Consider the following 25,617-nt stretch of genomic DNA (forward strand, 5'->3'; position numbering starts at 1 on the left):
ATGACGAATTTTGGGTCACTGAGCGGAGCCGAAGTGCCTCCAAATTAGTTATTCGTCATTCGAATTTGAGTTGATACATCTTTAGTTTTCTACACGAACAATAAAATCAAGGTTAAAATAATTCCACCCAAAGTAAAATACAAACCCCGCTTAAATATGGTGGTTTGGGGCATGAACATCCAAAAGGCAGAAATCACAAAAAACAGCAAAGAGAGCCCAAAAAAGATGTTGAAGTAATACAAAGGATCTTCGGTTTTTGCCTTGTGCAAATGGGTCATTTTTTCCAGAATAGTCGGCAGTTGTTTTACTTTAAACTCAGCTTTCCCGGTGCTTTTGTTGTAGGTTCCGTCCCGGAAATAAATCAAATCACCTTCAGTTTTGTCCACTTTGAATTGCCGCATTTTCAGCATTTCCCCAATCTCTTTTTCACTGGCATTGGGTTTGATCATTTGAACAATCTGCTTCTCTTTTTTTAAAAAATCAGTATCACGAAAAATCAAAATCACTCCGCTTATGGCGTAAACAGCCATGATACCAGCGAGGAAAAAGCCCAAATAGCGGTGAATCACCCGCATGTTGTTGCTAAAGGAATTTGAGGTAGACATAATCACAAATGTGTTTTGGTAAAAAATTAGTTAAAGTCCCAGCGGGCAAATAACCCATAATTGTCTGCAAAGATTTTGTTTGGCCCTATTTGATCTAGATTGGCCCCCAGGCCAAAAGCCAGGGATTTTCTTTTCAGTCCACTGCGAAGATACAAGTAACTTCGGTTATGGATTCCCTCCTTTAGGTTGTGATTGTAAATAAACTGCAAACGGTTGTACCATGTCCATTTTTCGTTGAGGGGTGGTTTATATTCGTATAGTCCGAATAGTTTAAAATCAAGGTCTTCATTTAGAAACAAGGATGCAACCGTAACTGCCAGAACTTTTTTGGAGGTGTAATTGTGCTGAGGGCCAACGATCGGCGAAAACCCAGCAACCGAATTGATCTCCATTCCTGCCATTATCCCGAAACCCTTGCCCAAAGAATAACTAAATTGTGCTGGTATGGTGATGCTATTTTGGGGTATTTTTTGGTTGTAGCTAGCCGAATAGGTCGCTACACTAAAGAACCCAAATTTGCTATCGGGGCTAAATTTTTTCTTGATGACTACTTGGAAATAAAATTGGTCATTACCAAAAAGCATCTCTACCGGAAGCGGGGGTTCTGGTGCCTGCGCATTCAACTTGAAAAATGCCAAAAGTGCCAAACAAAACGCAAACACGTTTGGCCCTGTGCAGGTTGTTGCTATTCTCACGATTTTGAGGTATTGATGTAGCAACAAAAATAGACTAGAGTTCAGGCTGAAACATTGCGGTACAGCAACAATTTTGTTGTAGTATTTGCTATTACAATTCGGATTTTAGTCGGCTTAAGGTATAGGGAGTAACACCCAGGTACGTAGCTACGATTTTGTTGGAAAGTCTTGACAGAATTCTGGGCTGGTAATCCATCAGCCATTTAAGCCGTTCTAAGGCATTCTGCCCCTGAAGGTCAAAAATTCGTCTCTGTGAAGTGATATACGCCATTTCTAGAATATCTCGGTAGATAAAATTAATTTGAGGTACGGTACTTACCAGCTTGTAGAAATTCTGTCGCGAAATGACGAGTAACTCTGACTTTTCCACCGCCTGAATGAACTCAGTTGAGGGCTTCTGCTCGATAAGGCTACTTAAAGCAGTTCCAAATTTACCTTCAAAAGCGAAATACCGAGTCACTTCCTTCCCCTCGCTATTGATGTAATAAAACCTCAGGCAGCCTTTATTTACAAAGATGTTGAAGGGGCAAACATCTCCTTCCAAAAGCAAAAATTCATTTCTTTTTACCGATTTGGGTTTAAAATACGTACAAATTCCAGAAAACGTCTCTTGGTCTATTGCTATTTTAGCGTTAATGTATTCGTAGAGTAACTGGTGCATTAATTGCTAATTGTGAGATCAGAAGTAAGGAATGAGCGAGAAATAAGGAATAGAGAAAACTGCAAATTATATCTCACCATCCTCTTCCCGCTGTTTTTTCGTCTTATTCACATTTCCTCTAGGGTTTCGTCCGTATTTCTGTCTATAGTCATCAACATGCTCATCCTCGATCTTTCTGGCCTTTCCCTTTCCCATGATTCCCTTGATAAGGACTTTAGCAAAAAAACGAATCCAACCTACTGCTCGATTGAGATAATCTACCTGCTCCCGCATGCGTGAAGAATAACCGTCTTCTTCAATAGGCTTGTCACTAATTCCATATTTAAAAAGGTCATCTTCTTCGCTGTCGTAAACGCCATACAGATGGTGTTCTTTGTTGTTTTTATTGGAGTGCCATGAAACTTCATACCTAATCTTCTACATCCCAAGCCTGTTCATTGCTATAGGTTTCAATTGGAAAAGCAGGGGTATATTCGTACTTAGCCTTGGTTTTACGGGTATAGGCGGTTGAAGGAAGGTAAAGCAGTGCCTCAAAAGTAAGATCTTTGGGCATTAGGCTAGGGTCTTTCAGAACAGCCTCATAGGCTTCCTGGCCATTGGCGACCACACAACAGCGTGCATAAAGGAAATTATCTACAGAAAAATAACGATCCAACGCCCACGCATCTTCACCAATATGCTTGGCAAAGGCGAGACCATCCAAGGTGTACAACTTCTCTGACAAGATGTCGGCAAATTCGAAAATGTGACGCACCGGCCCTTGCTCCAGATAAGCCACTGCTGGCACCAACACAGCGTCGTCCTCTTCTTCTTTTTCCCAATCCAACAATGCGATGATTTCCCAAAAGTGCTTCTCGCTCAATGGATTCTTTAAGTGATCCTGGTTTAGTTCAACGCTGATTTCGCCTTCGGGATATTTCTCCTGCAGCTCGCGAATCATGTTTTCATTCAGGGCCCGAATGGGAATTTTAATGGTTTGCGTCATACTGAAAAAGTTATGCTTCACCTATTGACCAATACACAGGGTAAACAAAAATAAACTTTTTTGAGCGAAAAAGAAAATTAAGTTTGTATAATTCTTCGTATCCCTCTCCCGCCCAAACAAGTCCCAATTCTGCACAGAATTTCCCGACCTTTAATTTGTAGCCTAGCCGAACAAAGCAGACATTTGCAGAGCCAAGCTAATTTGTTTAGCTTGGAATCTTTTTCAACCTATTTTACCGAAATGAACACAAATAAAACCTTAAAAGAAGAAGCGCTACATTACCACGCCAAAGGACGCCCGGGAAAAATCGAAGTGATTCCCACCAAGGAAACCGCTACCCAGCGCGACTTGACCCTGGCCTATTCCCCTGGTGTAGCCGAACCTTGCCTGGAAATTGAGGCCGACCCCGAAGCCGTTTACAAATACACCGCCAAAGGCAACCTGGTCGCCGTTATTTCCAATGGAACTGCGGTATTGGGCCTGGGCGATATTGGGCCGGCAGCAGGCAAACCCGTAATGGAAGGCAAGGGCTTGTTGTTTAAAATCTACGCCGACATCGATGTATTCGACCTGGAGTTGAACACCAAGGATGTCGACGAATTTGTACGGACGGTGAAAATTCTTGAGCCCACTTTTGGTGGCGTAAACCTGGAAGACATCTCCGCTCCCGAGTGTTTTGAAATCGAAGAGCGCCTCAAAGCCGAATTGAATATCCCGGTGATGCACGACGACCAGCACGGCACCGCCATCATCAGCGCAGCAGCCTTGTTGAATGCACTAGAAATTGTGGGGAAAGACATTGACAAAGTCAAAATCGTGGTCAATGGCGCGGGGGCTTCGGCCATTTCCTGCTCCAAACTCTACCATAGCCTGGGTGCCAAAAAAGCGAACATGTTCATGTTTGACTCTAAAGGTTTGATCCACCCCAGCCGCACCAATCTGGATGGCAAAAAAAGTGAATTTGCCAACGACCACGCTCCTGCCGAAACAACGCTGGCTGATGCCCTCGTAGGTGCTGACGTATTCATCGGCCTTTCCAAAGGCAATGTATTGAACCAGGAAATGGTTAAGGTTATGGCCAAAGACTGCATCGTTTTTGCAATGGCCAACCCCACCCCTGAAATCAGTTACGAGGAAGCCACTGCTGCCCGGGAAGACATCATCATCGCCACTGGCCGCAGCGATTATCCCAATCAGGTCAACAACGTATTGGGTTTTCCCTACATTTTCCGTGGTGCCTTGGACGTTCGTTCCAAAGAAATCAATGAAGCCATGAAGCTTGCAGCGGTGCGCGCCCTGGCAGCACTGGCCAAAAAGCCCGTACCTGACATCGTCAACATGGCCTATGGCAAAGAAAATATGGCTTTTGGCCGGGAGTACATCATCCCCAAACCCACCGACCCCCGTTTGCTCACCGCAGTGGCACCAGCCGTGGCTAAGGCTGCGATGGATTCGGGTGTGGCCAAATTCCCGATCAAAGACTGGGATGCTTACGAAACCCAGTTGGCCAAACGCCTCGGGCTAGACAATACCCTTACCAAGGCCATCATCAGCCAGGCCAAGCGCAACCCCAAGCGGGTGGTGCTGGCCGATGCCGAGAACCTGGCCGTACTCAAAGCCGCCCAACAGGTCAAGGACGAGCGGATCGCCACACCAATTTTGCTGGGCAATGTCCAAAAAATCCATGCCCTGATCCAGGAAAACCAGTTGAATTTGCAAGATGTCAGCATCATTGATCCAATGCGGCCTCAAAGCGAATCGGAACAAGCCCGTTTAGAAAAATATGGTGACTTGTTTTTCGAAAAACGCAAGCGGAAAGGGTTTAACAAATCCGAAGCCCACGACATCTTGCGCCGCCGCAATTACTTCGGAGCCATGATGGTAGAAATTGGTGAAGCGGATGCCCTGATTGGAGGAATGACCCGCAATTACCCCGATACGGTACGGCCATCCCTACAAATCATTGGTCGCCAGCCAGGCGTAAAAAAAGTGGCGGGCATGTACATCCTGATGAGTCGTTTTGGGCCACTTTTCCTTGCCGATACCACCGTCAACTTCAATCCAAGCGCGGAAGAGATAGTAGAAATTGCTGAATTGGCTGCCAAAGAAATTGAAAAGTTCAACATCAAGCCTCGCGTTGCTTTGTTGACTTACTCCAATTTTGGGAGCGCCGATGGTGAAGATGCGGTTAAAATGCGTTTGGCCACGGAGTTGTTGAAAGCCAAACACCCTGAGATGGTCGTAGATGGTGAAATGCAAGCCCACTTGCCTTTTGATCAGGAATTACTGCAGGAAAACCATCCCTTCTGCGACCTGGTTGGTGGCGGTGCAAACCTGTTAATTTTTCCCAACCTTTCGGCTTCCAATATCGCCTACAACCTGGTTAAGGAAGTAGCCGACATTGAAAAAATCGGACCGGTTTTGCTGGGGCTCAAAAAACCAGCTCACGTCTTGCAATTGGGCAGTACGACGCGGGAAATTGTGAACATGATCGCCATTGCAGTGGTGGATGCACAAACCATCAAATAATTGAGCAGAAAGATGACGCTGCACCATCCCTCCTCGGGAACAACTGAGCTGCGGCCACGCAGCGTCATCATTTTGCTTGGTAGTTTGAATGGCTTGATGCCTTTCACTACCGACTTGTACTTGCCTGCTTTTCCAGCTATAGCCCGGCATTTTCAAACGGATATTGGCCTAGTTACCCTTTCCATGAGTAGTTTTTTTATCGGTTCCTGCGTTGGGCAAATCATCAATGGCCCGGTGTTGGATCGATTTGGTCGCAAATATCCGATGTTGCTGGGTTTGAGTTTATTTTTACTGGCTTCCCTGGGCTGTGCTTTGGCTCCAAGTATTGAATGGTTGATCAGTTTGCGTTTTTTTCAGGCCCTGGGCATCAGCATGTGCGCGGTGGGGAGCCGGGCAGTTGTGCGGGATATTTTTCCAGTCGACCAAACGGCGAGTATCTTCTCTACTTTGGCCCTGATCATGGGTGTTGCCCCCATCATTGCGCCTAGTGTGGGCTCCTGGGTCTTGTACTATTTTGACTGGCGCAGTATCTTTTTCCTTTTGGCCATCATGGCTGCGGTGTTGTTTTTTGCTTTGTACCGGTGGTTGCCCCATGTCAAACGTTCGGATGCCAATTATTCGTTACACCCCAAAGCGGTTCTGGGCAATTATTGGTCGGTGCTGCGTACGCCCAATTTTTTGGCCTATAGCCTTGTGGCGGCCATGGCGAGTGCCGCTTTGTTCGCCTGGATTTCCAGCTCTTCTTTCATTTTTATCCGACTACTGGGTTTGACAGAACAACAATTTGGCTGGGTATTCGCTACTACTGCTTCATGCCTCATCCTGAGCAATCAGTTGAATCGAATATTGTTGAAAAAATTCCGGAGTGAACAGATTGCGCTGGTTGCGGCAATTGTACAGTTGTTGGTTTGTGGGGGGCTTTTTCTGATTGTGCAATACGCCTTTAATGTACCTATTTTGCTGCTGGGCTTGTGTGCTTTCATGTTGTGTTTGGGTTTGATCACCCCCAATGCCATGGCCCTGGCGCTGCGGCCTTTCACTCAAAACGTGGGTAGTGCCACCGCCATGATGGGCAGCATTCAAATGGCTTGCAGTGCTTTGACTACTGCTGGTTTGAGTTATTTCCAAAAAGGCTCTGCTTTGCCGATGGTCGTCGCCATGATGGGTATCATTAGTGTGAGCATTGGAGTGCAATATTGGGTGAGGAGCAAAAATAAAGCGCTGGAAAGTTAAAGCCAATCTCATTAACATTAGAAAAAGGTGCATTCAGCGCAGAGTTGTGCTGAGGTCTGCCAACCCCCGACCCCTAAAGGGGAGTACATTTTTGGTAACCTAAGATTTTAACTTTTCAATTAAAAAGTAAGATTTTAAACTTACCTAATATGTACTCCCCTTTAGGGGTCGGGGGTTCTGGAGCTTGGGTAAAATAAAGCGCTGATTGCATACAAACGCTAAAGGCAGGTAAGTTCAGGTAGGTAAATGCACCGGGAAAGTGCTATTTTAGGCTCTTAAAGCAATCAGATCAAATAACACATCGATGAAAAAAATCCTGCTTCAAACTGCCTGCCTGCTTGGTGTGATTTTCCATTGCGGACTCGTTTCCAGCCAAAATATTGCGCCTGTAATTTTACAAAAGAATTGGTCAGCTTCCTGGATTACGGTTCCGGGCGCGCCACCCAATGGTTATGGCGTGTATTTGTTCCGCAAAACCATTGAGTTAGCCAGTCAACCCGCCACCTTTGTCATCCATGTCTCTGCCGACAACCGCTATAAATTGTTTGTCAATGAAAAAATGGTCTCACTGGGTCCAGTTCGAGGCGATCTGCAACACTGGCATTACGAAACCCTTGACATTGCACCCTATCTTAAATCTGGAAAAAACGTCATTGCTGCCCAAGTTTGGAACGAAGCCGAATGGCGCCCCGAGGCCCAAATCAGTTTACAAACTGCTTTCATCGTACAAGGTGCGACCGAGGCATTGAACCTCATCAACACCAACAGCAGCTGGAAATGCCAACACGACAGCAGTTACACGCCCATCAGGGTTTCACTTGCAACCTATTATGTAACCGGACCTGGAGAATTGGTGCAGTTGTCCAAACAAGCCAAGAATTGGCAAAGTCTCGATTTCCCGGATGCGGACTGGAAAAATGCCAAAACCATTTTTGCGGGCAACCCCAAAAACATCCAGGGGCAATACGGCACACCCAGTGGTTGGATGTTGATCCCTTCCACCCTACCACAGATGGAGCTCAAAGCTGAACGATTTGCAAAGGTCGCCAAAGTTCAAGGAATTGAAATTCCAGCTGGGTTCCCCGCCAACAAAGTGGATTTAAACATCCCCGCCAATACTACTGCTATCATCCTCCTAGACCAAGGCCATCTGACCAATGCCTACCCTGCCCTGCAATTCAGTGGAGGCAAAGGAGGAAGTATTTCATTACAATATGCCGAGGCTTTGTTCAGCAAAAACCCGAACAAAGGCAATCGAAACGAAGTCGAAGGCAAACAGATGATTGGGCGAAAAGACAGTTTACTCTCGGATGGTAGCGCCAATCAGACTTTCACCACCCTCAATTTTCGGACTTACCGCTATGTACAAGTACGCATCATCACCAAGGACGAAGCGCTGACCCTGCACGACGTTTCCGGCAATTTCACCGGATATCCCTTCCAATTGAATTCAAGTCTGAATACCGATAACGCAGAGATCCAAAAAATGCTGGAGATCGGTTGGCGCACTGCCCGACTTTGTGCCGTGGAAACCTACATGGATTGCCCGTATTATGAACAGTTGCAGTACATCGGAGACGCCCGCATTCAGGCCATGGTGTCCTTGTACAACAGTGGTGATGAACGACTTTTGCGCCAGGCCCTAGATCAGATGGACCAATCCCGGCAGCCGGAAGGGGTAACCCTGAGTCGGCATCCTTCCTATACGCCCCAGTACATCCCGACTTTTTCCCTCTGGTACATCGGCATGTTGCACGACTACAGCCGCTATGGCAAAGACATCGTTTTTGTCAAAAACAAGTTATCCGGGATGCGGCAGATTCTGGACTACTTCCGGGGCTTCCAAGGTGCGGATGGTTCCCTGCATGATGTTCCCTACTGGATGTTCACCGACTGGGTAACTGCTAAAGAATGGGTCGCTGGTCGTGGGCCACTGAGTAAAGATGGCAGCTCGGCTATGCTGGATTTACAATTGTTGTGGGCCTATCAATTGGCCGCTGATTTGGAAAACAAACTGGGCATCAAAGAATCCGCCGGGATTTACCAGGCCAGAGCCGCCCAACTCAAAAAAACCATCCAAAGCAAATATTGGGATGTCAGTAAAGGCATGTACGCAGATCGGATGGAAAAAGACCTGTTTTCTCAACATAGCAATTCACTGGCCATCCTGACCGGCACAGTTGCACCTGAGCAGCTTGTGGCTTTGGGAAAAAAGCTGCTGAGTGACAACGACCTGGCACCGGCTTCCATTTATTTCAAATACTACCTGCATCAGGCTTTGGTAAAAGCTGGAATGGGCAACGATTACCTGAAATGGTTGGACAAATGGCGGGAAAACATCCAGATGGGGCTGAGCACCTGGGCGGAAACTTCCGAAGTGAACACCTCTCGCTCCGACTGTCACGCCTGGGGATCTAGCCCAAATATTGAGTTTTTTCGTACCCTGCTGGGTATTGAAAGTGATGGCTTGAATTTTGCAAAAGTGAAAATCCAGCCTCATCTTGGTGAGATTAAAAAGATCAGTGGAAGCATTCCCCATCCCAATGGAGCCCTGACGGTGAGTTATGAATGGGTACAAAACAAGTGGAACATTCAGGTTGATTTGCCGGGGAAGACCACGGGGAGTTTGATGTGGAAAGGGCAGGTTTTGGTGTTGAAAACTGGGGTAAATAAGTTTGTGCTGTAAAGCTGCTTTAGTGATTTCTTGAGTGTCTTAGGTTTCTTAGGTGGTGAAGAAAAAAGCCTGCAGAGCAGGCAGCGTATTTTTCACCACCTAAGAAACCTAAGGCACCATAGATTCACTTCAGGGTTAATTACTTTGCAGGCTTCGCGAAAATCTGCTCATCCACCGGACCATTGATCACTGTTTTATTCGTGATCATGGTAAAGGCCCCCATCGGACTGGTGATATCAATGGTATTGGCCATTTTGATGCCATCGATTACCTCGTAGCCGGAAAAAACCAACTCCCCTTCCTGGCCACCAACGTTACTGGTTACTTTGTACACGAGGTAAGTGCTGGCATCCAGGTACTCATCCATAACTACCCCATTGGCGGTAATTTTGAAATGGAACATGTCCTTTTTGTCCACTTTTTCCTTACCTACCAACTCGACTTTGTTGCCTTTTTCCGTGTAGTTGTACAATGCCCCAAATGGATCAAGTTGTCCGAGCAGTGGTCTGATTTCCTCAGCAGTCATGTCTTCAGGTTCGCCAGTTCCGCCCATCATGGCAGGCATAATTTTCCAGCCTTTTTCTCCTTGTACCACTTGCACCATTGAGTTACCCATCACGGTCGATTCTGAACGCATGGATTTTCCGACTACAATGACACTTTTGCTGGGAATTTCCATACCCTGTACAGCGAGGACTCTTTCAGTCAATATGGTATTTACCGTTTTTAACTTATCAGCTCCACCCATTGCTTCCACGTGTTTGGCCACAATTTCATCTATGGTTTGGCCATTAACGAATGCAAAAGATAAAGTGGCAATAGCCAGCATGCACAACAGTTTGATTTTCATGATTGCTCTTGATTTTTGAGTTAAAAAAGAAGAAGTTGAGTTATTGTCGATTTTGTTGTCCTCCTCCAGGTACGCTCCCGCCAGTACTTTGGCCATCGGTTTTGATGTCGTCATTGTTCACCGATTTGCCTTTTTTTCGAGGCATTTCCATCGCACTCATTTTGCCAATTTTGTAGGTAAAGGTCAGTCGGAAGCCACGATTGTATAGGAAAACGTCGCTAACCTGGCTGAATTGAGGCGAATTAAGCACAGTGTGGATATTGAAGCGATTGCCCAGGAAGTTTTCCGCAGCCAGTCCCAAACTGGCCTTTTTGTCTTTAAAGTCCTTTTTGACGCCCAAAGTATACCAGGTAAAACCACCTTGGCGACCTTGCAACTGCACTTGTGAACCCTGCAAGAATCCAAAGGCCTGTACCCCCCAGCCCTTTTTAAACTGGGCCTGACCAAACATCCCTCCACTGACGTTGAAGCCGGAGTTGTTGTTGGTTTCCAGAACTCCTCCAGCATTGGCGATCTGCCCTTCCAAATTGGAATAAAGCACATTCAGGAATATCCCGATGTTGATTTTGGAAGTCAGAGCCACATTGGAAAAGATATTAGAACCATAGGTTTGTTGGTGCCCAATGTTTTCGTAGGTCGTGATCACCGCACCAGCCAGCGTATCCGAAGGTTTGGTCACCTGCAGGATGGCGTTGTTGGTGGTGCGCGCAAAAAACGAACTGGTTACAAAGGTTTTTTTGATGGTTTTGCTCAAGGTCAGTTCGTAATTATTGGTCAATTCGGGCCGCAATGAAGGGTTACCCACCGTGATATTTTGCTGATTGGCACTGTTGAAGTTTGGGTTCAACTGTTGCAAACCTGGGCGTTGAATCCGGCGATTGTAGGCCAGTTTTACCGTAGTCCCTTTGAAAGTTTTGGAAGCGTTGAAACTGGGTACCAGAACTCCGTAATCCCCAATCCCGATCACTCCACCTTCGCGGGTACTCGCATCGATCATGGTGTGTTCGTAACGCAAGCCACCTTTAAAAGTGTAGCGTTTTTTAGTGGTATAGGTATAGGAAGTATAGCCCGCTGCGATGTTTTGGTGGTAAGTCAAGGCACCCGCAGGTTGGTTAAAATCGGTATTGTATTCACCAGAAGGGTTGGCGATCAAAAAGCGGTAATCACTGTCAACCTGGCGAAAAATCCCTTTGCCCCCAAATTCGAGCATTTGATTGCGTTTGATCGGGGTCTGGTAATCGGTTTGCACCGTAAACTCCTGGTTCAGGTTGTCGTTGTCGTTGCGCTGGCGGCTAATCAGGGAGCCATTGTTGTCCAGCAGATCGGCATCGAAGTTGTTGGTCAGGTCATTGCGACTGTAGAGTGTAGAGATGCTCCATTCTTTCTGCGGTTTGTAGGTGTGGACGTAATCCAGGTTTACGTCTAAAGTGCCCGAAAGGTTTTTGCTGTCTACGTTCCGGCCAGAGGCCCCCGTCTCCAGGCCATTGCTGAACAATTTGGTCAGGAAGTCCTGCTGAAAGCTCATGTTGCGTACACCGTACCTGGCTCCTGCAGTGATGCTTTGGTTTTTGGCCAAATCATAATCGAAGCCCAGGTTGTATTGGCCGAAGAGGCCTTGGCTGTAGCCGTCTCCGGTTTGCCGCACGGTGGTGGTCAGACCTTGAGCTGTACTACTTTGTTCCAAACTCGATTTGGTAACCGTATTGTAATTGGCCCGACCAAAACCACCCAAGGTAAACCCAGCCTTTCCTTTGCGGTAATTGCCATTGAGCGAGAGAATGGAACCACGATTGCCTACCCCACCATCAACGTTGAGGTTCACCCCCTGCAGGCTGTTCTTTTTGGTGATGATGTTGATGATGCCCGCTGAACCTTCCGCATCGTACTTGGCCGATGGGCTGGTGATGACCTCGACTGTTTTGATTTGATCGGCTGGAATTTGTTTCATGGCATCTGCGACACTGCTGGCCATGATGGTGCTGGGCTTGTTGTTGATCAACACCTTGACGTTTTGGCTACCGCGCAGGCTAACGTTGCCGTCCAGATCCACTGTAAGCATTGGGACTTTGCGCAACACATCGGTAGCATCGCCGCCTTTGGCTGCAATGTCTTTTTCAGCGTTGTACACCAGGCGGTCCACTTTTTCTTCAATCAGGTCCGTTGTGCCAGTGATGGTGACCTCGTCCAGGGTTTTCACCACGGGGTTGAGTTTGATGCTCCCTAGGTCAAATTCCTGCCCTTTGGTCCAATTCAGTTTATCAATGGTTTTCGTTTGGTAGCCCAAGAAAGAAATCAGCAATTTGTACTCCCCAGCTTCTATTTTGCTGAAGCTGAATTTGCCTTTTTCATCCGAAACAGTTCCATCTACTGCTTGACCGTTGGACAATTTGTAGAGGGCAATGCTAGCGTATTCCACCGCTTTGAGCGAAGAGGAATCGATCAGGATACCAGTAACTTTTACATTTCCTTTGGGGCCTTGGATGGCTGTGGTCGGAACACCCATCGGAAATTGTGCAAATGCTGGTGTAAGGGTGAGAAAAAAGAGGGTGGTAAAAAAAACAGTCGGGTAAATTTTCTTCATGGCTTAAGTTTGATGCCTCAAAGTTGCTTCGTAAGCCATCAGCTACAAAAAAAAGTAGATGAACACGAATATCAACGAGATGGAGATAGGGAAAATGAGCGATGGAGGGTAGTTTTCCTCTTTGCGACAATCACATCCTAATTTTGTTTATTTTGGCAAATCTTTCTCTAACATTTATTGCATCTCCAAACCCTGTTTCGCCTCATGAAAGCACTATTTTACCTTGCCGTTTTTTTGATGATTGCCTTCGAAATCGCCAATGTTTATTTCATCATGCCCATGCCCGGCAGTCAACAAATAGATAGCATTGGTCTGGCTTATTTTTTGTATTCCTGGCGTTGGTACATCCGCATCGGTTTAGGAATACTGACCCTTTATAGCTTCTGGCGGGCTCGTTTCAAATCGGTATGGATTCCCTTACTTGCCCTGCTGCCCTGGGCTTTTGTGGCCTATCAGTTCAACTATAAAATGACCGCCGAAAAGATGTTTATCCAACCCGAATTGGTGATGAACAGCAGTCAGAATAACAAAGTTTCACTCAACAGGGTAGTCATTGGAGTTACCGTCAATGGGGAAGCCAGTGCCTATCCCATCCAGTATCTTGCCTATCATCATCAGGTGCGCGACGTAGTGGGAGGCCAGTTTGTCATGGTTACTTATTGCAATGTATGCCGAACAGGTAGAGTTTTTAACCCAAAAATTGAAGACAAACTTGAGGAATTCCGCCTGGTGGGTATGGATCATTTCAATGCCATGTTTGAAGACTCTCGCACCCATTCCTGGTGGCGACAAGAGAATGGTCAAGCCGTTGCTGGGCCGCTTAAAGGAAAAATTTTGCCTGAGTTGCCCAGCTCCCAAATGAGCCTGAGACAGTGGCTAAAATTCCATCCCAACAGCAAGGTGATGCAGCCTGATTCAGCCTACACCAAAGAATATGCTGAACAAAAAAACTACGAAAACGGCAATAAAAAAGGCAAACTCACCCGCACGGATAGTTTGTCCTGGAAGGATAAATCCTGGGTGGTTGGCATTCAGGTAGGGCAATACAGCAAAGCTTTTGACTGGAATGAGTTGAAAGAAAAACGAATACTCAACGGAACGGTGGGCAGCACCCCCATTGCAATTGTCCTGGCAAAGGACAACAAAAGTTTTGTGGCCTTTGAACGCCCCAATCTGGAAAAAATCAGCATGAAGGGTGATACCTTGTATAGCCAAATTTTTCGATACAATTGGTACGGGGTAGCCCTGGATCCAGGCATGACATCTTTGAAAAAGATCAATGCTTACCAGGAATTTTGGCACAGTTGGCGGACTTTTCACGGGGATGCACGGTAGGATTTTTAGCCAATTTTGTAGCTTAGCCCAGTATTTGATCACCAATCTGACTGTATATGAAAAATCTAATCATCCTGCTCTTGCTATTGTGTGGACTACAAAGCCTGTCCGCCCAAAACAATTTACCCCAAAAAAGCGCCAAAGCCAGTGTGTCCTACCGACTTGGACTCACCGACATCAACATTCAATACTTTTCTCCTGGCGTGCGAGGGCGTCAAATCTGGGGCGGTATCGTGCCTTTTGACAAAATCTGGCGCGCCGGGGCCAACAACGCCACCACCATCAGCTTTAGTACACCTATTAAAATGGAAGGCAAAATCCTGCCCGCAGGTACTTACGCTTTCTTTCTCATCCCACGTCAAAATCAAGGCTGGACGGCAGTTTTCAACACCGATTCCAAACAATGGGGCGCCTTTATTTACAATGAGGCCAAGGACGCCTTGAGGGTCGGCGCAAGAACAGAGAACCTGGAAAAACCATTGGAGCGCCTCGCCTATCAGATCGAAGAGCTAAGTCTGGAAGAAGGGCAAATCAGCTTGCTGTGGGACAACAAAAAAGTCAATGTCCGCTTTAAAGTTGACTTTATCCCGGCAGCTATTGCCCAATACGATAGCCTGATTGCCAAAGCCGATGCTGCGCAAAAATGGTTCTTGCAAGCGGAAGCTGCTGATTTGTTGACCGAAGCTGGCAAACTCAATGAAGCGCAAAAATACCTCGACGAAAGCCTGAAAGCAGGTGAGCACGTCTGGAACCTCTGGAAAAAAGCCCTCTGGCAAGCCAAAAAAGACGATTACAAAGGGGCTTTTGCCAGTACCGAAAAAATTCGGGCGATAGCCAAAGGCGACAATAAAGAAGAAAAAGGTGTCTTTGGAGCCCTCGAAATGGACGTAATTGAAACCGAAAAACGCTGGAAAAACAAACAGGCAGAAGCCCTGGCCGCCAAAAATGCCCTGCGCGACATCAACCGCGACATCTGGACGCCCTTCTCCGAGGCTTATGCCAGCAATGACGCGGCCAAGTACATCGGTTTGCATTCCAAGGAATTTGTGCGGGCCAATGGAGGTAGCAAGAGCAGCCTCGACCTGGCTGGATATGCCGCTCAATCCGAACAGAGTTTTGCCTGGGCCCTTGAGAACGGTAACCGAACCAGCATTGAGTTTCGTTTTTTTGAACGTTTTGCCTCTGCAACAACCGCTTCTGAAAGGGGTTATTTCAAATACACCAGTTATCCTAAAGAAGGTGCGCCTTGGGTTGCCTACGGAAAATTCCATGTTTTCCTGCGCAAAGAGAATGGGGTTTGGAAAATTTTGACCGATTACGATTCGGATGAAGGTGGAAAAGTGGGCGAAGCCGACTTCAAAGCGGCCGCAGCCGTGGATGATTTTTCCAGGTTCTAGCTATTCCTTTGAACAGGTATCAACTTTAGGTCTATTTTTGCGAAAAAAACCATGGCTTTTAAAATATACACCAAAACGGGTGACAAAGGGGAAACCGGGCTCTTTGGCGGAAAACGTTTGCCCAAATACCATTTGCGCATAGAGGCTTACGGCACCGTGGATGAACTGAATGCACACCTGGGTCTGGTGCGCGACAGTTTGGCCGATGAGGCTACGCGTGATGTTCTGAAGGAAATCCAGGATCGACTGTTCACCATTGGTGCCAATCTGGCGAGCGACCCGGACAAATCTATGAGCACCCCCGATTTGCTCGACTCGGATATTGAAGCACTGGAACAACAAATGGATCAGATGGATGCGCATTTGCCACCGCTGAAAAACTTCATCTTACCGGGTGGGCACCCGAGTGTTTCTTACTGCCACATCGCTCGTACGGTTTGTCGCAGGGCGGAGCGGCAGGTGGTGGCGCTGGCAGCAAATGAGCCGGTAGAAGAGATTTTGTTGCGTTACCTCAATCGTTTATCGGACTATTTATTTGTGTTGTCGCGGAAAATGGCGCAGGATTTGGGGGTGGAGGAAGTGAGTTGGTTTGCGCGGAAATAAAATTTCTGAGTTGACATTTTTATTTTCACCACCGAAGGAACCTAAGGCACCAAAGGGACACCTAAGAGATGACGCTTTTTTTACTCAGGTGCCCCTTTGGTGCCTTAGGTTCCTTTTGTGGTGAAAAAAACAAGCGGCGGAGCCGCACAAAAAAAATCTCTTTATTCCACCAATCTGGCTTTCAATTCTTCTCCACCACCAAATGCGCGGTGGCCCCATTCGTCTGCTCCACCAAAACCTTACGCGTGTTGCGCAATTGGCCTAACAATTCCGGCGTAGCGTGCCGTATGTTGATCAACTCCAACCCAGTTACCGCTTCGGTGCCCAAGGTTTCCTGAATGCGTTCAGCCAGTTGGGCTACTTTTTCACCCTGATTGAACACCGAGATGTAGAGGGTTAATGGCGTGTTTTGGATAAAAGTCACCTGCATGCGCAAATCCGAAATGGCCGCAAAGATTTCGCTAAAATGCTGCTCGGTCACAAAGGAGAAATCCTTATTGGTGATTTTCAGCAAGGCTTGATTGACCTCTACAGCCAACAGCGGTGGATAAGTAGCCACTTCGTTTTCAGAAATTAGAGTACCGCTGGTTTCAGGCTCCAAAAACGAACGTACATGCAGTGGAATGTGTTTGCGTTGAAGCGGACCGACCGTTTTTAAATGGATGATTTTAGCCCCGTAATAAGTCATGGCGATGGCCTCATCGTAGGACATTTCACTCAGCATTTTGGCTTCAGGAAAAAATCTGGGATCGGCGCTGAACACCCCTTGTGCGTCTTTCCAAATGGTCATACTTTCAGCATTCGCACAAAACGAAAAGATGGCCGCCGAATAATCCGATCCATCCCGCCCCAAAGTGGTAGTGAAATTTTCTTGCGTAGCCCCAATGAAGCCTTGGGTAACCACAAAACCTCCTTTATCGAGCATTGGCTGGGCATTTTTCAAAAAACGCTCTTCCGTTTCCTGCCACTGCACCCAGGCTTCGCGGTACAATTCATTGGTTTGGACCACATCACGGGCATCCAGCCATTGGCAGGGTAAACCAACCTTATTGAGGTAAGCACACAATATTTTGGTGGACAACAACTCCCCTACCGATACGATCTGGTCGTACATGTAATCGTAATTGTCGTGCGGTTCATCGTCCAACACCCATTCAATTTCCACAAAGGTGTCGTTGACCAGGGCGTATACTTCATCGTTTGGCTCAAACAACTCAGCCATGATGCGGTAGTGCTGGAGTTTAAGCTCTTCCAGTAATTCCAGGGCTTTGCCATCCTGTTGTGCGTGGGCCTCGACTATTTTTTCCAGGGCGTTGGTGGTTTTACCCATTGCGGACACAACGATCATGAGTGTCTCTTGTCGATATTTTTGCAGGATATCGGCTACGTTTCTGATCGCTTCGGCATCTTTTACGGATGCACCCCCAAACTTGAACACTTTACTGCGCTGATTCATTGTATGTTTGTTAGGGAACAATTTAAAAAGCCAGTGATTTTTCAATCGTTCCTAATTCTTCGGGAGCATACCCGAAATAAAGCTGCAAATATATGGATAGGATGAAAAAAACTTTCAGACTCTTTTTACTCTTGAGCATCATTTTTGTCCTGGGCGCCTTTAGTGGGCGTTTTTTTGGCGACAAAATCAGCAGTGAAGACGTGGTTGGGGCGGCAAAAATTGCCGGACTTGAGCTGACCCAAAGTGAAATTGATTCCTTGTTGCCCGGTTTGGAAGATGCGCGCAACAGTTATGTAGCCAACCGAAAAACCAACTTAACCAATGATTTAGGGCCTGCAATCTGGTTTAACCCCTTGCTGCCCGGCATGAAAATCCCTACCGGGCCAGATAAAGTCAATTTTGGAAAAGTGCCGCTAGTGCGTTTGCCCCAAAACCGCGACGACCTGGCCTGGTGTACCGTGCGGGAATTGGCCGAATTGTTGCGTACCCGTCAAATCAGTTCCGAGGAGCTCACCCGTTTTTTCCTGAACCGCCTCAAAAAATACGATCCGCAACTGCATTGTGTGATTACATTGACCGAGGACCTGGCCATCGAACAGGCCAAACGGGCCGATGCAGAAATCAAGGCGGGCAAATACCGCGGCCTGCTGCACGGCATCCCCTATGGCGCCAAAGACCTGCTGGCTACCCGCAACTACAAAACCACCTGGGGGTCGGTGCCCTACCAGGATCAGGTGCTGAATTACGATGCCACGGTGATCAAAAAATTGGAGGCTGCCGGGGCGGTGCTTTGCGCCAAACTCACCATGGGCGAATTGGCCTGGGGCGACGTCTGGTTTGGCGAAATGACCCGCAATCCCTGGGATACCAAAGCAGGGTCGAGTGGTTCTTCCGCGGGTTCAGCTTCTTCGGTTTCGGCAGGTTTGTTGCCCTTTGCGATTGGGACGGAAACTTTGGGGTCAATTGTTTCTCCATCCACCGTTTGTGGTACTTCGGGGCTGCGGCCTACCTATGGGCGGGTAAGCCGTCACGGGGCAATGGCGCTGAGTTGGTCAATGGATAAAATTGGGCCGATTTGTCGCTCCGTGGAAGATTGTGCGATTGTGTTCAACGCCATCCAGGGACCAGACCCGCAGGATGTATCGCTCATTCCGGCCGCTTTTCATTACGATGCCAGTGCTGATCCACGGCAATTGAAAATTGGCTATTTGAAAAAAGATTTTGATCGGCGTTATGCTTTTCACGATCAGGATAGTGTGGCCTTGGAAAAACTGAAGGCAATGGGCTTCAAATTGGTGCCCATCGAACTACCTGAATCACCCGATTTGAGCGTCATCCTTTCTGCCGAAGCCGCCGCCGCCTTTGATGAATTGACGCTGAGTGGTCGGGATGATTTGATGCGCCGCCAAATCAAAAATGCCTGGCCCAACTCTTTCCGGGAGTCGCGCTTTATTCCGGCGGTGGAATACATCAAAGCCAATCGTTTGCGCACCAAACTGATGCAGGACATGCAGAAGGTGTTCGAGCAGGTGGATGTGTACGTGCATCCTTCCTGGGGTAGCCGCAGTTTGAACATCACCAACCATACGGGGCATCCTTGTGTGGTGATCCCGAATGGTTTCCGCAATGGGAGGCCGACAAGTTTGAGTTTTACGGGGAGGTTGTTTGAAGAGGGGAAAATTTTGAATTTGGCAAAGGTGTATCAGGAGGCGACGACGCATCATAAGCAGCATCCGGTGTTGTAGGGGTGGGTGCGTGAAATAATGGATGTTCGGGGATATCTATAGCATCAATACAAATTCGTCATCCAGGCATTGTGGCACCAACCGCATCTAACATCTTGTAACCGCCCGTTTCAACGGGTGGATTCAGGCGTCCCCACTCTTCACATCTAACATCCTTCCAGAGGCTAACATCCTAAAATTGTGATAGATGTGGGCCTTTGGAAGGATGTTAAATGTGAGTAGGTGGGTGGCCTTGAGCCCTCAACTGAAGGCGGGGGTCCAGGATGATAGATGGATTGGGGAGTATAAACGCATATCGATTCCAGCCAGCGTCTACTGCTATTTCCGTTGCAGCGCAAGTATCTCCTTACTAATTATATGTTCCATGGTCTCCCAGTTCGGTTTCAGCAACTGCAATTGAAGACCATTGGGAACAACTTTAAAATGGTAAATTTCACCATCGACCCAATTGCCCCCTTCTACCGTTTTAAAGAATAGAATGGCATCGTACTCGATCCCTTCTCCAAAGTCGGTGATCAATTCGTAATATTTGAAGTCTTTAAAGTTACGGACTTTACCATCCTTGTCGAACTGGATTTCGGCTGGCACCGTGGTAGTTTTGTATTTTCCTGCAATCAATATTTTCCTCAATTCGGATTGTAAGTCCGTATCCACTTTCCGGTATTCATCGAAGGTCTTTGTCTGTGAGAAATACATTTTTAAATGCTTGTTTCCATCGTAGTCCAGTTCAAAAGGGTCTGAAAAAGCGGGGAAATCCGAAAGTCGAGCCAGGTCATTTATGAATTTGCCCTTAACACTGTCGTATTTGATGGGGCTGCTGTAGCCAATTTCGTGCGGGGTAAATCCTTCTAAAAACGCCGAGTCAGTCTGCAAATTCTTTGCGTCAAGTGTAAATCCTTGGACTTTGGTGCGGTAGTCTCTGCTGCTGTAAATGGATTTACTCGTTTCGATGTCCTTCAAATAAGGCTCGGAAATCCAAAGTCCTTGCAACTGGGCTATGCTTTCATTGGCAATTGCCAATTTGCTTTCCATTTGAGGGTTCTTGGAGCTTGTGCTTTTGCTGTCACAGGCGAATAAGGCTAGGGCAAGGAAAAGGCTGAAGATGATCTTGGTCATGGAGGCGTGTTTATTTGTCTTTCAAGGTATCAATCACCACTATGACTTTTTCAAGTGGCAAGTCCAAAAGTTCGGAGATTTCTGCTGCTGATTTGCCTTTACCATGTAATTTGGCAATGGTATTATTTTGCTCCTCTTCTTTTCCTTCTATTTTCCCTTCTATTATCCCTTCTTCTTTTGCCTTTTTGATAATCACTTTAGCGTCAATCTCAATCGTATGATTTCTGCTGGATATGCTCATCATGTGCCTAAGATAAGCATTGTATGCGGCCCTTTCTTTTTCGGGCAGTTTCATTTCAACCAATTTTTCGCTGGCCGCTTTCAATCCTCGTGCGGAAAAGCTCGGCTTGATCTCGGCGTTTTTTAGAAAATAAACCCACTCGTCCAATTTATCATTTACCCGTCCGCTGAACTTGCTCGTCTTAATCACCCAATACTCAGGGTAAATTTCATGTACTTTGGTTTTGTTGTACGCCTCAATCTGCTTTTCCGAAAGCCCTAAAATATCGCCTTTGTGAATACCTTTAAACACATTCGTACCATGATAAACATAGTCTTTTCCTTGCCCCAAGTCGAAATAGGCAATGGTAATGGATATGACTTTTTTTACGTTGGCGTACGCTGAACCCTCCTTAATGTGTTCAGTTATGGCTTTCGAGGCACCAAAAAGCATCCTATGGAAGTAGTCGTGTTCTTGCGTATTTTGCACCTCAATGATGACGAGTTCGCCTTTCTCGTTTTCCACTAGAATATCCACTCGGTTGAATTTGTCATCCTCAGTCTCCTTGTTGCTCTCGCTATCAAGCACTTGCTTGATTTTCACGTCTCCGCCAAGCAACTCCGACAAAAAACCTTCGAGGATGTCAAAGTTCGCTTTGTGGCGAAGCATTTTCTTCATCGCCCAGTCGAAGCGGATCAGCTTTTTGGCCATTGTTTTGATTTTTCAACAAAGATAAGATGTTTTAGGGATTGAAAGTGGGTAATTTTTTGTGTTCAAATTATTTATTTCAAGCCGTTTTGCTTAAGGCTTCCAAACCTTCACCGCCATACTTCCACTTCCAGCCTCAGCTCTGAGAATCACTAACCCGTTTACCTCCGAAGGGATTTGTAAATCCAATTCATGCACCCCCGCACTCAATTCCCCCTCAAATACCGACCTGAGCCTTTGCCCCAACAAATTAAACAATTCCAGACGAAGTTTCAGGCCCTCTTCCAGGTTCAACTTGATCCTTGCCCCCTCCTGATAAATAGTCGCTACCTCCATCTTTACGCCCATTAGTGACAAAGGCTGTCGAGTCGAAGTAGCCACTCCCCTTGCCCGATCCCAATAATCACTTTTTTGCGTACGCAAGCCTTCTGCACTGGCTACTGGAGATTTAATGTCGAGATAAGGATCTTTTTGGTAATCATAAACAGGCCATACCGTGAGGCCAGTGTCATTGGGATTCCCTGTACGGGCAAAATTGGTCCAATAGTCCATCAGCGCCTTTGCCACTAATTTGTCATTGCTGTTGAATAAAGCTCCTTTACCGTAGGTCGTCTCCTCTACACTTTGAAAGAGGAAGGGCAATTCCAGTCCATGGGCTGCTCCATAGATAGCCCCTACCCCAGCTTGGGCATGTGAAAATAAATACCGCCACACAGGTTCCGTTTGAGAGACGTCCAATCCCTTCGCCAAGCGGCGGGCTGGAGCCGTAAACTGGGCATCCGTCAAGGTTTGAATGTAAGACTGCCGTGCCTGGGCATTGGTCGTTCCGGGAGGATATAGGGTTAAACCCTCAGCTTCGTAAGCCTCGGGCACATAGGCATCAAAAAGGGTGCGCACCTGCGCCGGAGTCACCACCAGGGGACTAGAAGCGGACATTTCATCGGCATTCGAGCCCAGTAGAACCGGCATTTTGTTATGCTGGCCAGTCAAAATCACCGTGGTCGGGTCTTTGGGGATCACTAGGCCATCGACTACCGGGCCCCAGCCCAAACTCACTTTTCCACCAGCAAGCGGGCTTTCCAATTCAGCGATGATTTTCGAAACGGGCAAGGCCTTCAAGCATTGTAACTGCTGATCCAGGCTGCCAGTGGCGCAACCCATACGGGAGGCGAAGGACTTGCTGAAGTTTTCACCTACAATATAAGGAACAGCAACAGGTGAACCACTCTGGATCCCTGCTCGATGAAACAAGCCTTTCGCAGAGGGTATTGTCAACAAAAGAGAGGTGTTCACCGCACCTGCTGATTCTCCAAAAACCATCACATTGTTTGGATCGCCACCCAATTTTTCAATGTTGTCCCGGACCCATTCCAAGGCTAGAATCTGGTCCATAGTGCCGTAATTGCCTGAAGTCTTGGAGCTGCTGGCTGTTGCAAGTGCAGGATGTGACATGAAGCCCAATGCACCCAAGCGATAATTGATGGTAACAACCACAACATCTTTGCGGGAAGCCAGGAATTTTCCTGTGTACAAAAAGGCCCCACCATTCAGGGTTTCTGATGCTGAACCTTGCTGGTTTCCTCCTCCGTGAATGAAGAATAGCACCGGGCGTTTCCCGGCCAAAGCCGGAGTCCATACATTGAGATAGAGGCAATCCTCCTCCCCTTCTGTAGTCGCGCTGTCTTGAGTTGGACTATAGTTTTTTTGGGGGCATTTGGGTGAAAAATCAATCGTCATTTTGGTTTGGCTCCAGGGAGCTGGCGGTTGTGGTGCTTGCCAGCGCAGCTCCCCTACTGGTGGTTTGGCGTAGGGAATTCCTTTAAATGCCAGCACCCCCTCTTCAGTGGTGCCTGAAATGGGGCCATAGATCGTGTTCACATTGATTTGAGCGGGCAAAATGTTTGCAAAAAGGCTCAGGAAAAGGAAGTAAGGTAAAAATTGGCGCATAGGTTTGGGTTTTGTCCGCCTTTGACGATTCGATGAGGTTTTGGTTTAATTTTATAATTTTAAATTAATGAGAAAATTTTGTCTGAGTAAAAAATATTTCAGGAAATTTAACTTAAAGCTCTTAGTTTCCTCAATTTGTGTACATTGTGCTTGCTTCAATGCTCACCCACATGGATATCGTACAACAACTCCTCGCTGCCTTAGGCCCCGACTGTGTTCGAACAGCGGAACAAGCCTCCCAGCGTATGGCCAGCAATTGGGTCAACGCCCAAAACTTACAATGCCGGGCCCTTCTATTGCCTCAAACCACACAAGAAGTTTCTACAGCGTTACAAATTTGCCACGCAGCCAAACAAGCCATTGTCCCTCATGGTGGTCTAACTAACGTGGTGGGAGGAGTACAAACCCAGCCCCACGAAATTGCCCTGAGCCTGGAGCGGATGAACACCATTGAAGCCATCGATGTAGACAATCAAACTGCTACCGTACAAGCTGGAGTAGGGTTGCAACAGCTCCAAATTCAATTAAATGCTGCTGGTCTCTTTTTTCCGCTCGACCTTGGTGCCAAAGGCAGTTGTATGATTGGCGGCAACATTTCAACCAATGCAGGCGGCTTGCAGGCGCTGCGCTTTGGCGTTACCCGCAATCTGGTACTCGGCCTAGAAGTTGTGCTAGCCGATGGAACCATCATTTCCTCCATGAATCACTTGTTGAAAAATAATGCGGGATATGACCTCAAACACTTGTTCATTGGTTCGGAGGGCACGCTGGGTATCGTCACCCGGGCAGTGCTCAAACTGGAGGCTTTGCCTTTAAGCCGCAACACTGCTTACCTGGCCCTCAACAGTTTTGCTCAAGCCTGTGATTTTTTGAATTTTGCCAAAAAAACGCTGGGGCATACCCTGACAACCTATGAATTATTGTGGCAAGATTATTACCGATTGATGACTTCACCGCCTGCCCGGCACGCCCCTCCCCTGCCCCAGGATCACGCCTATTACGTATTGCTGGAAACGGCGGGGTATCATCCTGAAAATGACCAGCGATTGTTTCAAGAAACCCTGGAAAAAGCCTTTGAAATTGGCCTGATTGCGGATGCCTGTTTGGCCCAAAGCCAGCAGGAATTGGACTGGTTCTGGGGCATCAGGGAGCAGGTGGATTTTATTTTTTCGGTACATCAGCCGGTGTTTTTGTTTGATGTGAGTCTGCCCATTTCTACGATGGAGACTTACACGGAGGAGATTCGCCAGGGGCTTAGAGCAGTTTGGCCCGAAGTGTTCTTGTATGTCTTCGGGCACATGGGTGATGGCAATTTGCACTTGTTTGTATCTTGCGGGCAAAATGATCGGGCTACCCGACATCAGGTCGAGGAGATTGTATTTGGTCCATTGACAGCGATTGGTGGCTCAATCACAGCGGAGCATGGCGTAGGTTTGGAGAAAAAAGAGTGGCTGCACCTGAGTCGAAATCCTGCTGAAATTGCCTTGATGAGGCAATTAAAAAGTACATTAGATCCGCATGGAATATTAAATCCTGGAAAAATTTTTTGACTGTTAGATTTGAGGTATTTCTTGGACAATGGGCAGCCACATAGGGCAGCCCCAACATACCCGTATTATGATCACCTATACCACTTCAAAAACAAACACCGAGCTGGAAGGAATCCTCCAACTCCAAAAAGCCAACCTCCCTCAAGGCTTGACCCAAGAAGAAATTCAAAGTCAGGGCTTTGTAACCGTTCACCACACTTATGAGCAGCTTGCCCAGCTCAACGACATCGAGCAACACCTCATTGCCAAAGACGGTGAACAGGTCATTGGTTACCTCCTGGCGATGACCGCAGCGTCCAAGCATGACCTCCCTATCCTCATCCCCATGTTTGAGGCATTTGATGACATTGATTATTTTGGTAAAAAAATCTCAGCGTATCACTATCTCGTGGTCGGCCAAGTGTGTATCGGCAAAGAATACCGTGGTCAGGGCATTTTGGATCAATGTTATGCTGCGTACAAGGAGTTTTTTGGTTCCAAATACGATTTTGCCATCACTGAAATCGCACGCAACAACCCTCGTTCCCTCAATGCCCACAAAAGAATTGGGTTTGAGGAAATCCATACCTATACCGATCCTGAGGGGACAGAATGGGTAGTAGTGGTTTGGGAATGGGGAAAAGTGGTTTAGTTTGGTTTGGATTATTCTCGGTTGAAAAAATCGGTTCTCAACAATTTTCCTTATAATCGTAAAGAAAATCAGTCCATACACCTTTTTCAACCACTA

General features: G+C 47.1%; 20 protein-coding genes. 9 read left to right on the top strand and 11 right to left on the bottom strand.

Going from position 1 to position 25,617, the window contains the following annotated elements; all coding sequences use genetic code 11:
- Positions 1 to 89 precede the first annotated feature (89 nt).
- From SFV55_RS27585 to SFV55_RS27605, 5 genes are all read right to left on the bottom strand, one after another.
- On the bottom strand, positions 90 to 605 hold the full coding sequence (locus tag SFV55_RS27585; protein ID WP_320032818.1) for a hypothetical protein: 516 nt from the start codon (positions 603 to 605) through the stop codon (positions 90 to 92).
- A gap of 26 nt (positions 606 to 631) precedes the next feature.
- Positions 632 to 1,300 carry a hypothetical protein gene (locus SFV55_RS27590; protein ID WP_320032819.1) on the bottom strand — a complete coding sequence of 223 codons (669 nt, stop codon included), beginning with the start codon at positions 1,298 to 1,300 and terminating at the stop codon, positions 632 to 634.
- A gap of 91 nt (positions 1,301 to 1,391) precedes the next feature.
- On the bottom strand, positions 1,392 to 1,961 hold the full coding sequence (locus SFV55_RS27595; protein WP_320032820.1) for a Crp/Fnr family transcriptional regulator: 570 nt from the start codon (positions 1,959 to 1,961) through the stop codon (positions 1,392 to 1,394).
- A gap of 66 nt (positions 1,962 to 2,027) precedes the next feature.
- Complete coding sequence (locus tag SFV55_RS27600; RefSeq protein ID WP_320032931.1) at positions 2,028 to 2,375, bottom strand: hypothetical protein; 348 nt, start codon at positions 2,373 to 2,375, stop codon at positions 2,028 to 2,030.
- The gene (locus SFV55_RS27605; protein ID WP_320032821.1) at positions 2,371 to 2,946 is read right to left on the bottom strand and encodes a DUF4240 domain-containing protein; all 576 of its coding nucleotides are present in this window, start codon (positions 2,944 to 2,946) and stop codon (positions 2,371 to 2,373) included. The genes SFV55_RS27600 and SFV55_RS27605 overlap by 5 nt, the downstream gene beginning before the upstream one ends.
- A gap of 240 nt (positions 2,947 to 3,186) precedes the next feature.
- Between SFV55_RS27605 and SFV55_RS27610 the strand changes: the two genes are divergently transcribed.
- The 3 genes from SFV55_RS27610 to SFV55_RS27620 all read left to right on the top strand — a co-directional run bounded on the left by SFV55_RS27610 (position 3,187) and on the right by SFV55_RS27620 (position 9,394).
- The gene (locus SFV55_RS27610) at positions 3,187 to 5,475 is read left to right on the top strand and encodes an NADP-dependent malic enzyme (RefSeq protein ID WP_320032822.1); all 2,289 of its coding nucleotides are present in this window, start codon (positions 3,187 to 3,189) and stop codon (positions 5,473 to 5,475) included.
- Positions 5,476 to 6,708 (top strand): multidrug effflux MFS transporter, encoded by a 1,233-nt coding sequence (locus SFV55_RS27615; RefSeq protein WP_320032823.1) that lies wholly within the window; start codon positions 5,476 to 5,478, stop codon positions 6,706 to 6,708.
- 304 nt (positions 6,709 to 7,012) lie between these two features.
- Positions 7,013 to 9,394, top strand: coding sequence for a family 78 glycoside hydrolase catalytic domain (locus tag SFV55_RS27620; protein ID WP_320032824.1), 2,382 nt, complete (start codon positions 7,013 to 7,015; stop codon positions 9,392 to 9,394).
- Between the two features lie 127 nt (positions 9,395 to 9,521).
- On the opposite strand, the gene SFV55_RS27625 is transcribed toward SFV55_RS27620, so the two are convergent.
- Together SFV55_RS27625 and SFV55_RS27630 are read right to left on the bottom strand one after the other, a co-directional pair.
- The gene (locus SFV55_RS27625; protein ID WP_320032825.1) at positions 9,522 to 10,346 is read right to left on the bottom strand and encodes a hypothetical protein; all 825 of its coding nucleotides are present in this window, start codon (positions 10,344 to 10,346) and stop codon (positions 9,522 to 9,524) included.
- Positions 10,273 to 12,813 carry a TonB-dependent receptor domain-containing protein gene (locus SFV55_RS27630; RefSeq protein WP_320032826.1) on the bottom strand — a complete coding sequence of 847 codons (2,541 nt, stop codon included), beginning with the start codon at positions 12,811 to 12,813 and terminating at the stop codon, positions 10,273 to 10,275. The genes SFV55_RS27625 and SFV55_RS27630 overlap by 74 nt, the downstream gene beginning before the upstream one ends.
- Positions 12,814 to 13,017: 204 nt before the next feature.
- Here SFV55_RS27630 and SFV55_RS27635 point away from each other — a divergent pair, with 204 nt between their 5' ends.
- From SFV55_RS27635 to SFV55_RS27645, 3 genes are read left to right on the top strand one after another with little or no spacing between them, the layout of a single operon-like run.
- Positions 13,018 to 14,148, top strand: a complete 1,131-nt coding sequence (locus SFV55_RS27635; RefSeq protein WP_320032827.1) for a DUF3179 domain-containing (seleno)protein — start codon at positions 13,018 to 13,020, stop codon at positions 14,146 to 14,148.
- Between the two features lie 56 nt (positions 14,149 to 14,204).
- Positions 14,205 to 15,545 carry a DUF2911 domain-containing protein gene (locus SFV55_RS27640; RefSeq protein ID WP_320032828.1) on the top strand — a complete coding sequence of 447 codons (1,341 nt, stop codon included), beginning with the start codon at positions 14,205 to 14,207 and terminating at the stop codon, positions 15,543 to 15,545.
- 51 nt (positions 15,546 to 15,596) lie between these two features.
- Positions 15,597 to 16,148, top strand: coding sequence for a cob(I)yrinic acid a,c-diamide adenosyltransferase (locus SFV55_RS27645; protein ID WP_320032829.1), 552 nt, complete (start codon positions 15,597 to 15,599; stop codon positions 16,146 to 16,148).
- A 181-nt stretch (positions 16,149 to 16,329) separates the two neighbouring features.
- Here the strand turns inward: SFV55_RS27645 and SFV55_RS27650 are convergent, their stop codons facing one another.
- Entirely contained in the window at positions 16,330 to 17,604 is a 1,275-nt protein-coding gene (locus tag SFV55_RS27650; protein ID WP_320032830.1) for an aspartate kinase, read from the bottom strand.
- A gap of 101 nt (positions 17,605 to 17,705) precedes the next feature.
- Between SFV55_RS27650 and SFV55_RS27655 the strand changes: the two genes are divergently transcribed.
- A complete protein-coding gene (locus SFV55_RS27655; RefSeq protein WP_320032831.1) occupies positions 17,706 to 19,349 on the top strand; it encodes an amidase in 1,644 nt (547 codons plus the stop codon).
- Positions 19,350 to 19,667: 318 nt separating this feature from the next.
- On the opposite strand, the gene SFV55_RS27660 is transcribed toward SFV55_RS27655, so the two are convergent.
- From SFV55_RS27660 to SFV55_RS27670, 3 genes are all read right to left on the bottom strand, one after another.
- Positions 19,668 to 20,465, bottom strand: coding sequence for a hypothetical protein (locus tag SFV55_RS27660; RefSeq protein WP_320032832.1), 798 nt, complete (start codon positions 20,463 to 20,465; stop codon positions 19,668 to 19,670).
- A gap of 10 nt (positions 20,466 to 20,475) precedes the next feature.
- Entirely contained in the window at positions 20,476 to 21,396 is a 921-nt protein-coding gene (locus tag SFV55_RS27665; protein WP_320032833.1) for an Rpn family recombination-promoting nuclease/putative transposase, read from the bottom strand.
- Between the two features lie 90 nt (positions 21,397 to 21,486).
- Positions 21,487 to 23,340: a carboxylesterase/lipase family protein gene (locus SFV55_RS27670; protein ID WP_320032834.1), complete on the bottom strand. Its 1,854-nt coding sequence runs from the start codon at positions 23,338 to 23,340 to the stop codon at positions 21,487 to 21,489.
- Between the two features lie 170 nt (positions 23,341 to 23,510).
- Here SFV55_RS27670 and SFV55_RS27675 point away from each other — a divergent pair, with 170 nt between their 5' ends.
- Both SFV55_RS27675 and SFV55_RS27680 read left to right on the top strand, forming a co-directional pair.
- On the top strand, positions 23,511 to 24,890 hold the full coding sequence (locus SFV55_RS27675) for an FAD-binding oxidoreductase (RefSeq protein ID WP_320032835.1): 1,380 nt from the start codon (positions 23,511 to 23,513) through the stop codon (positions 24,888 to 24,890).
- Between the two features lie 67 nt (positions 24,891 to 24,957).
- A complete protein-coding gene (locus SFV55_RS27680) occupies positions 24,958 to 25,521 on the top strand; it encodes a GNAT family N-acetyltransferase (RefSeq protein ID WP_320032836.1) in 564 nt (187 codons plus the stop codon).
- Positions 25,522 to 25,617 lie beyond the last annotated feature (96 nt).

The sequence above is a fragment of the Haliscomenobacter sp. genome (assembly GCF_033763495.1).
Taxonomy (GTDB): domain Bacteria; phylum Bacteroidota; class Bacteroidia; order Chitinophagales; family Saprospiraceae; genus Haliscomenobacter.

Coding starts and splice junctions, on each gene's coding strand:
- SFV55_RS27620 (WP_320032824.1), top strand. CDS start 7,013: ATGAAAAAAATCCTGCTTCAAACTGCCTGCCTGCTTGGTGTGATTTTC.
- SFV55_RS27610 (WP_320032822.1), top strand. CDS start 3,187: ATGAACACAAATAAAACCTTAAAAGAAGAAGCGCTACATTACCACGCC.
- SFV55_RS27640 (WP_320032828.1), top strand. CDS start 14,205: ATGAAAAATCTAATCATCCTGCTCTTGCTATTGTGTGGACTACAAAGC.
- SFV55_RS27605 (WP_320032821.1), bottom strand. CDS start 2,946: ATGACGCAAACCATTAAAATTCCCATTCGGGCCCTGAATGAAAACATG.
- SFV55_RS27595 (WP_320032820.1), bottom strand. CDS start 1,961: ATGCACCAGTTACTCTACGAATACATTAACGCTAAAATAGCAATAGAC.
- SFV55_RS27680 (WP_320032836.1), top strand. CDS start 24,958: ATGATCACCTATACCACTTCAAAAACAAACACCGAGCTGGAAGGAATC.
- SFV55_RS27665 (WP_320032833.1), bottom strand. CDS start 21,396: ATGGCCAAAAAGCTGATCCGCTTCGACTGGGCGATGAAGAAAATGCTT.
- SFV55_RS27635 (WP_320032827.1), top strand. CDS start 13,018: ATGAAAGCACTATTTTACCTTGCCGTTTTTTTGATGATTGCCTTCGAA.
- SFV55_RS27660 (WP_320032832.1), bottom strand. CDS start 20,465: ATGACCAAGATCATCTTCAGCCTTTTCCTTGCCCTAGCCTTATTCGCC.
- SFV55_RS27675 (WP_320032835.1), top strand. CDS start 23,511: ATGGATATCGTACAACAACTCCTCGCTGCCTTAGGCCCCGACTGTGTT.
- SFV55_RS27650 (WP_320032830.1), bottom strand. CDS start 17,604: ATGAATCAGCGCAGTAAAGTGTTCAAGTTTGGGGGTGCATCCGTAAAA.
- SFV55_RS27630 (WP_320032826.1), bottom strand. CDS start 12,813: ATGAAGAAAATTTACCCGACTGTTTTTTTTACCACCCTCTTTTTTCTC.
- SFV55_RS27670 (WP_320032834.1), bottom strand. CDS start 23,340: ATGCGCCAATTTTTACCTTACTTCCTTTTCCTGAGCCTTTTTGCAAAC.
- SFV55_RS27655 (WP_320032831.1), top strand. CDS start 17,706: ATGAAAAAAACTTTCAGACTCTTTTTACTCTTGAGCATCATTTTTGTC.
- SFV55_RS27625 (WP_320032825.1), bottom strand. CDS start 10,346: ATGACGACATCAAAACCGATGGCCAAAGTACTGGCGGGAGCGTACCTG.
- SFV55_RS27645 (WP_320032829.1), top strand. CDS start 15,597: ATGGCTTTTAAAATATACACCAAAACGGGTGACAAAGGGGAAACCGGG.
- SFV55_RS27585 (WP_320032818.1), bottom strand. CDS start 605: ATGTCTACCTCAAATTCCTTTAGCAACAACATGCGGGTGATTCACCGC.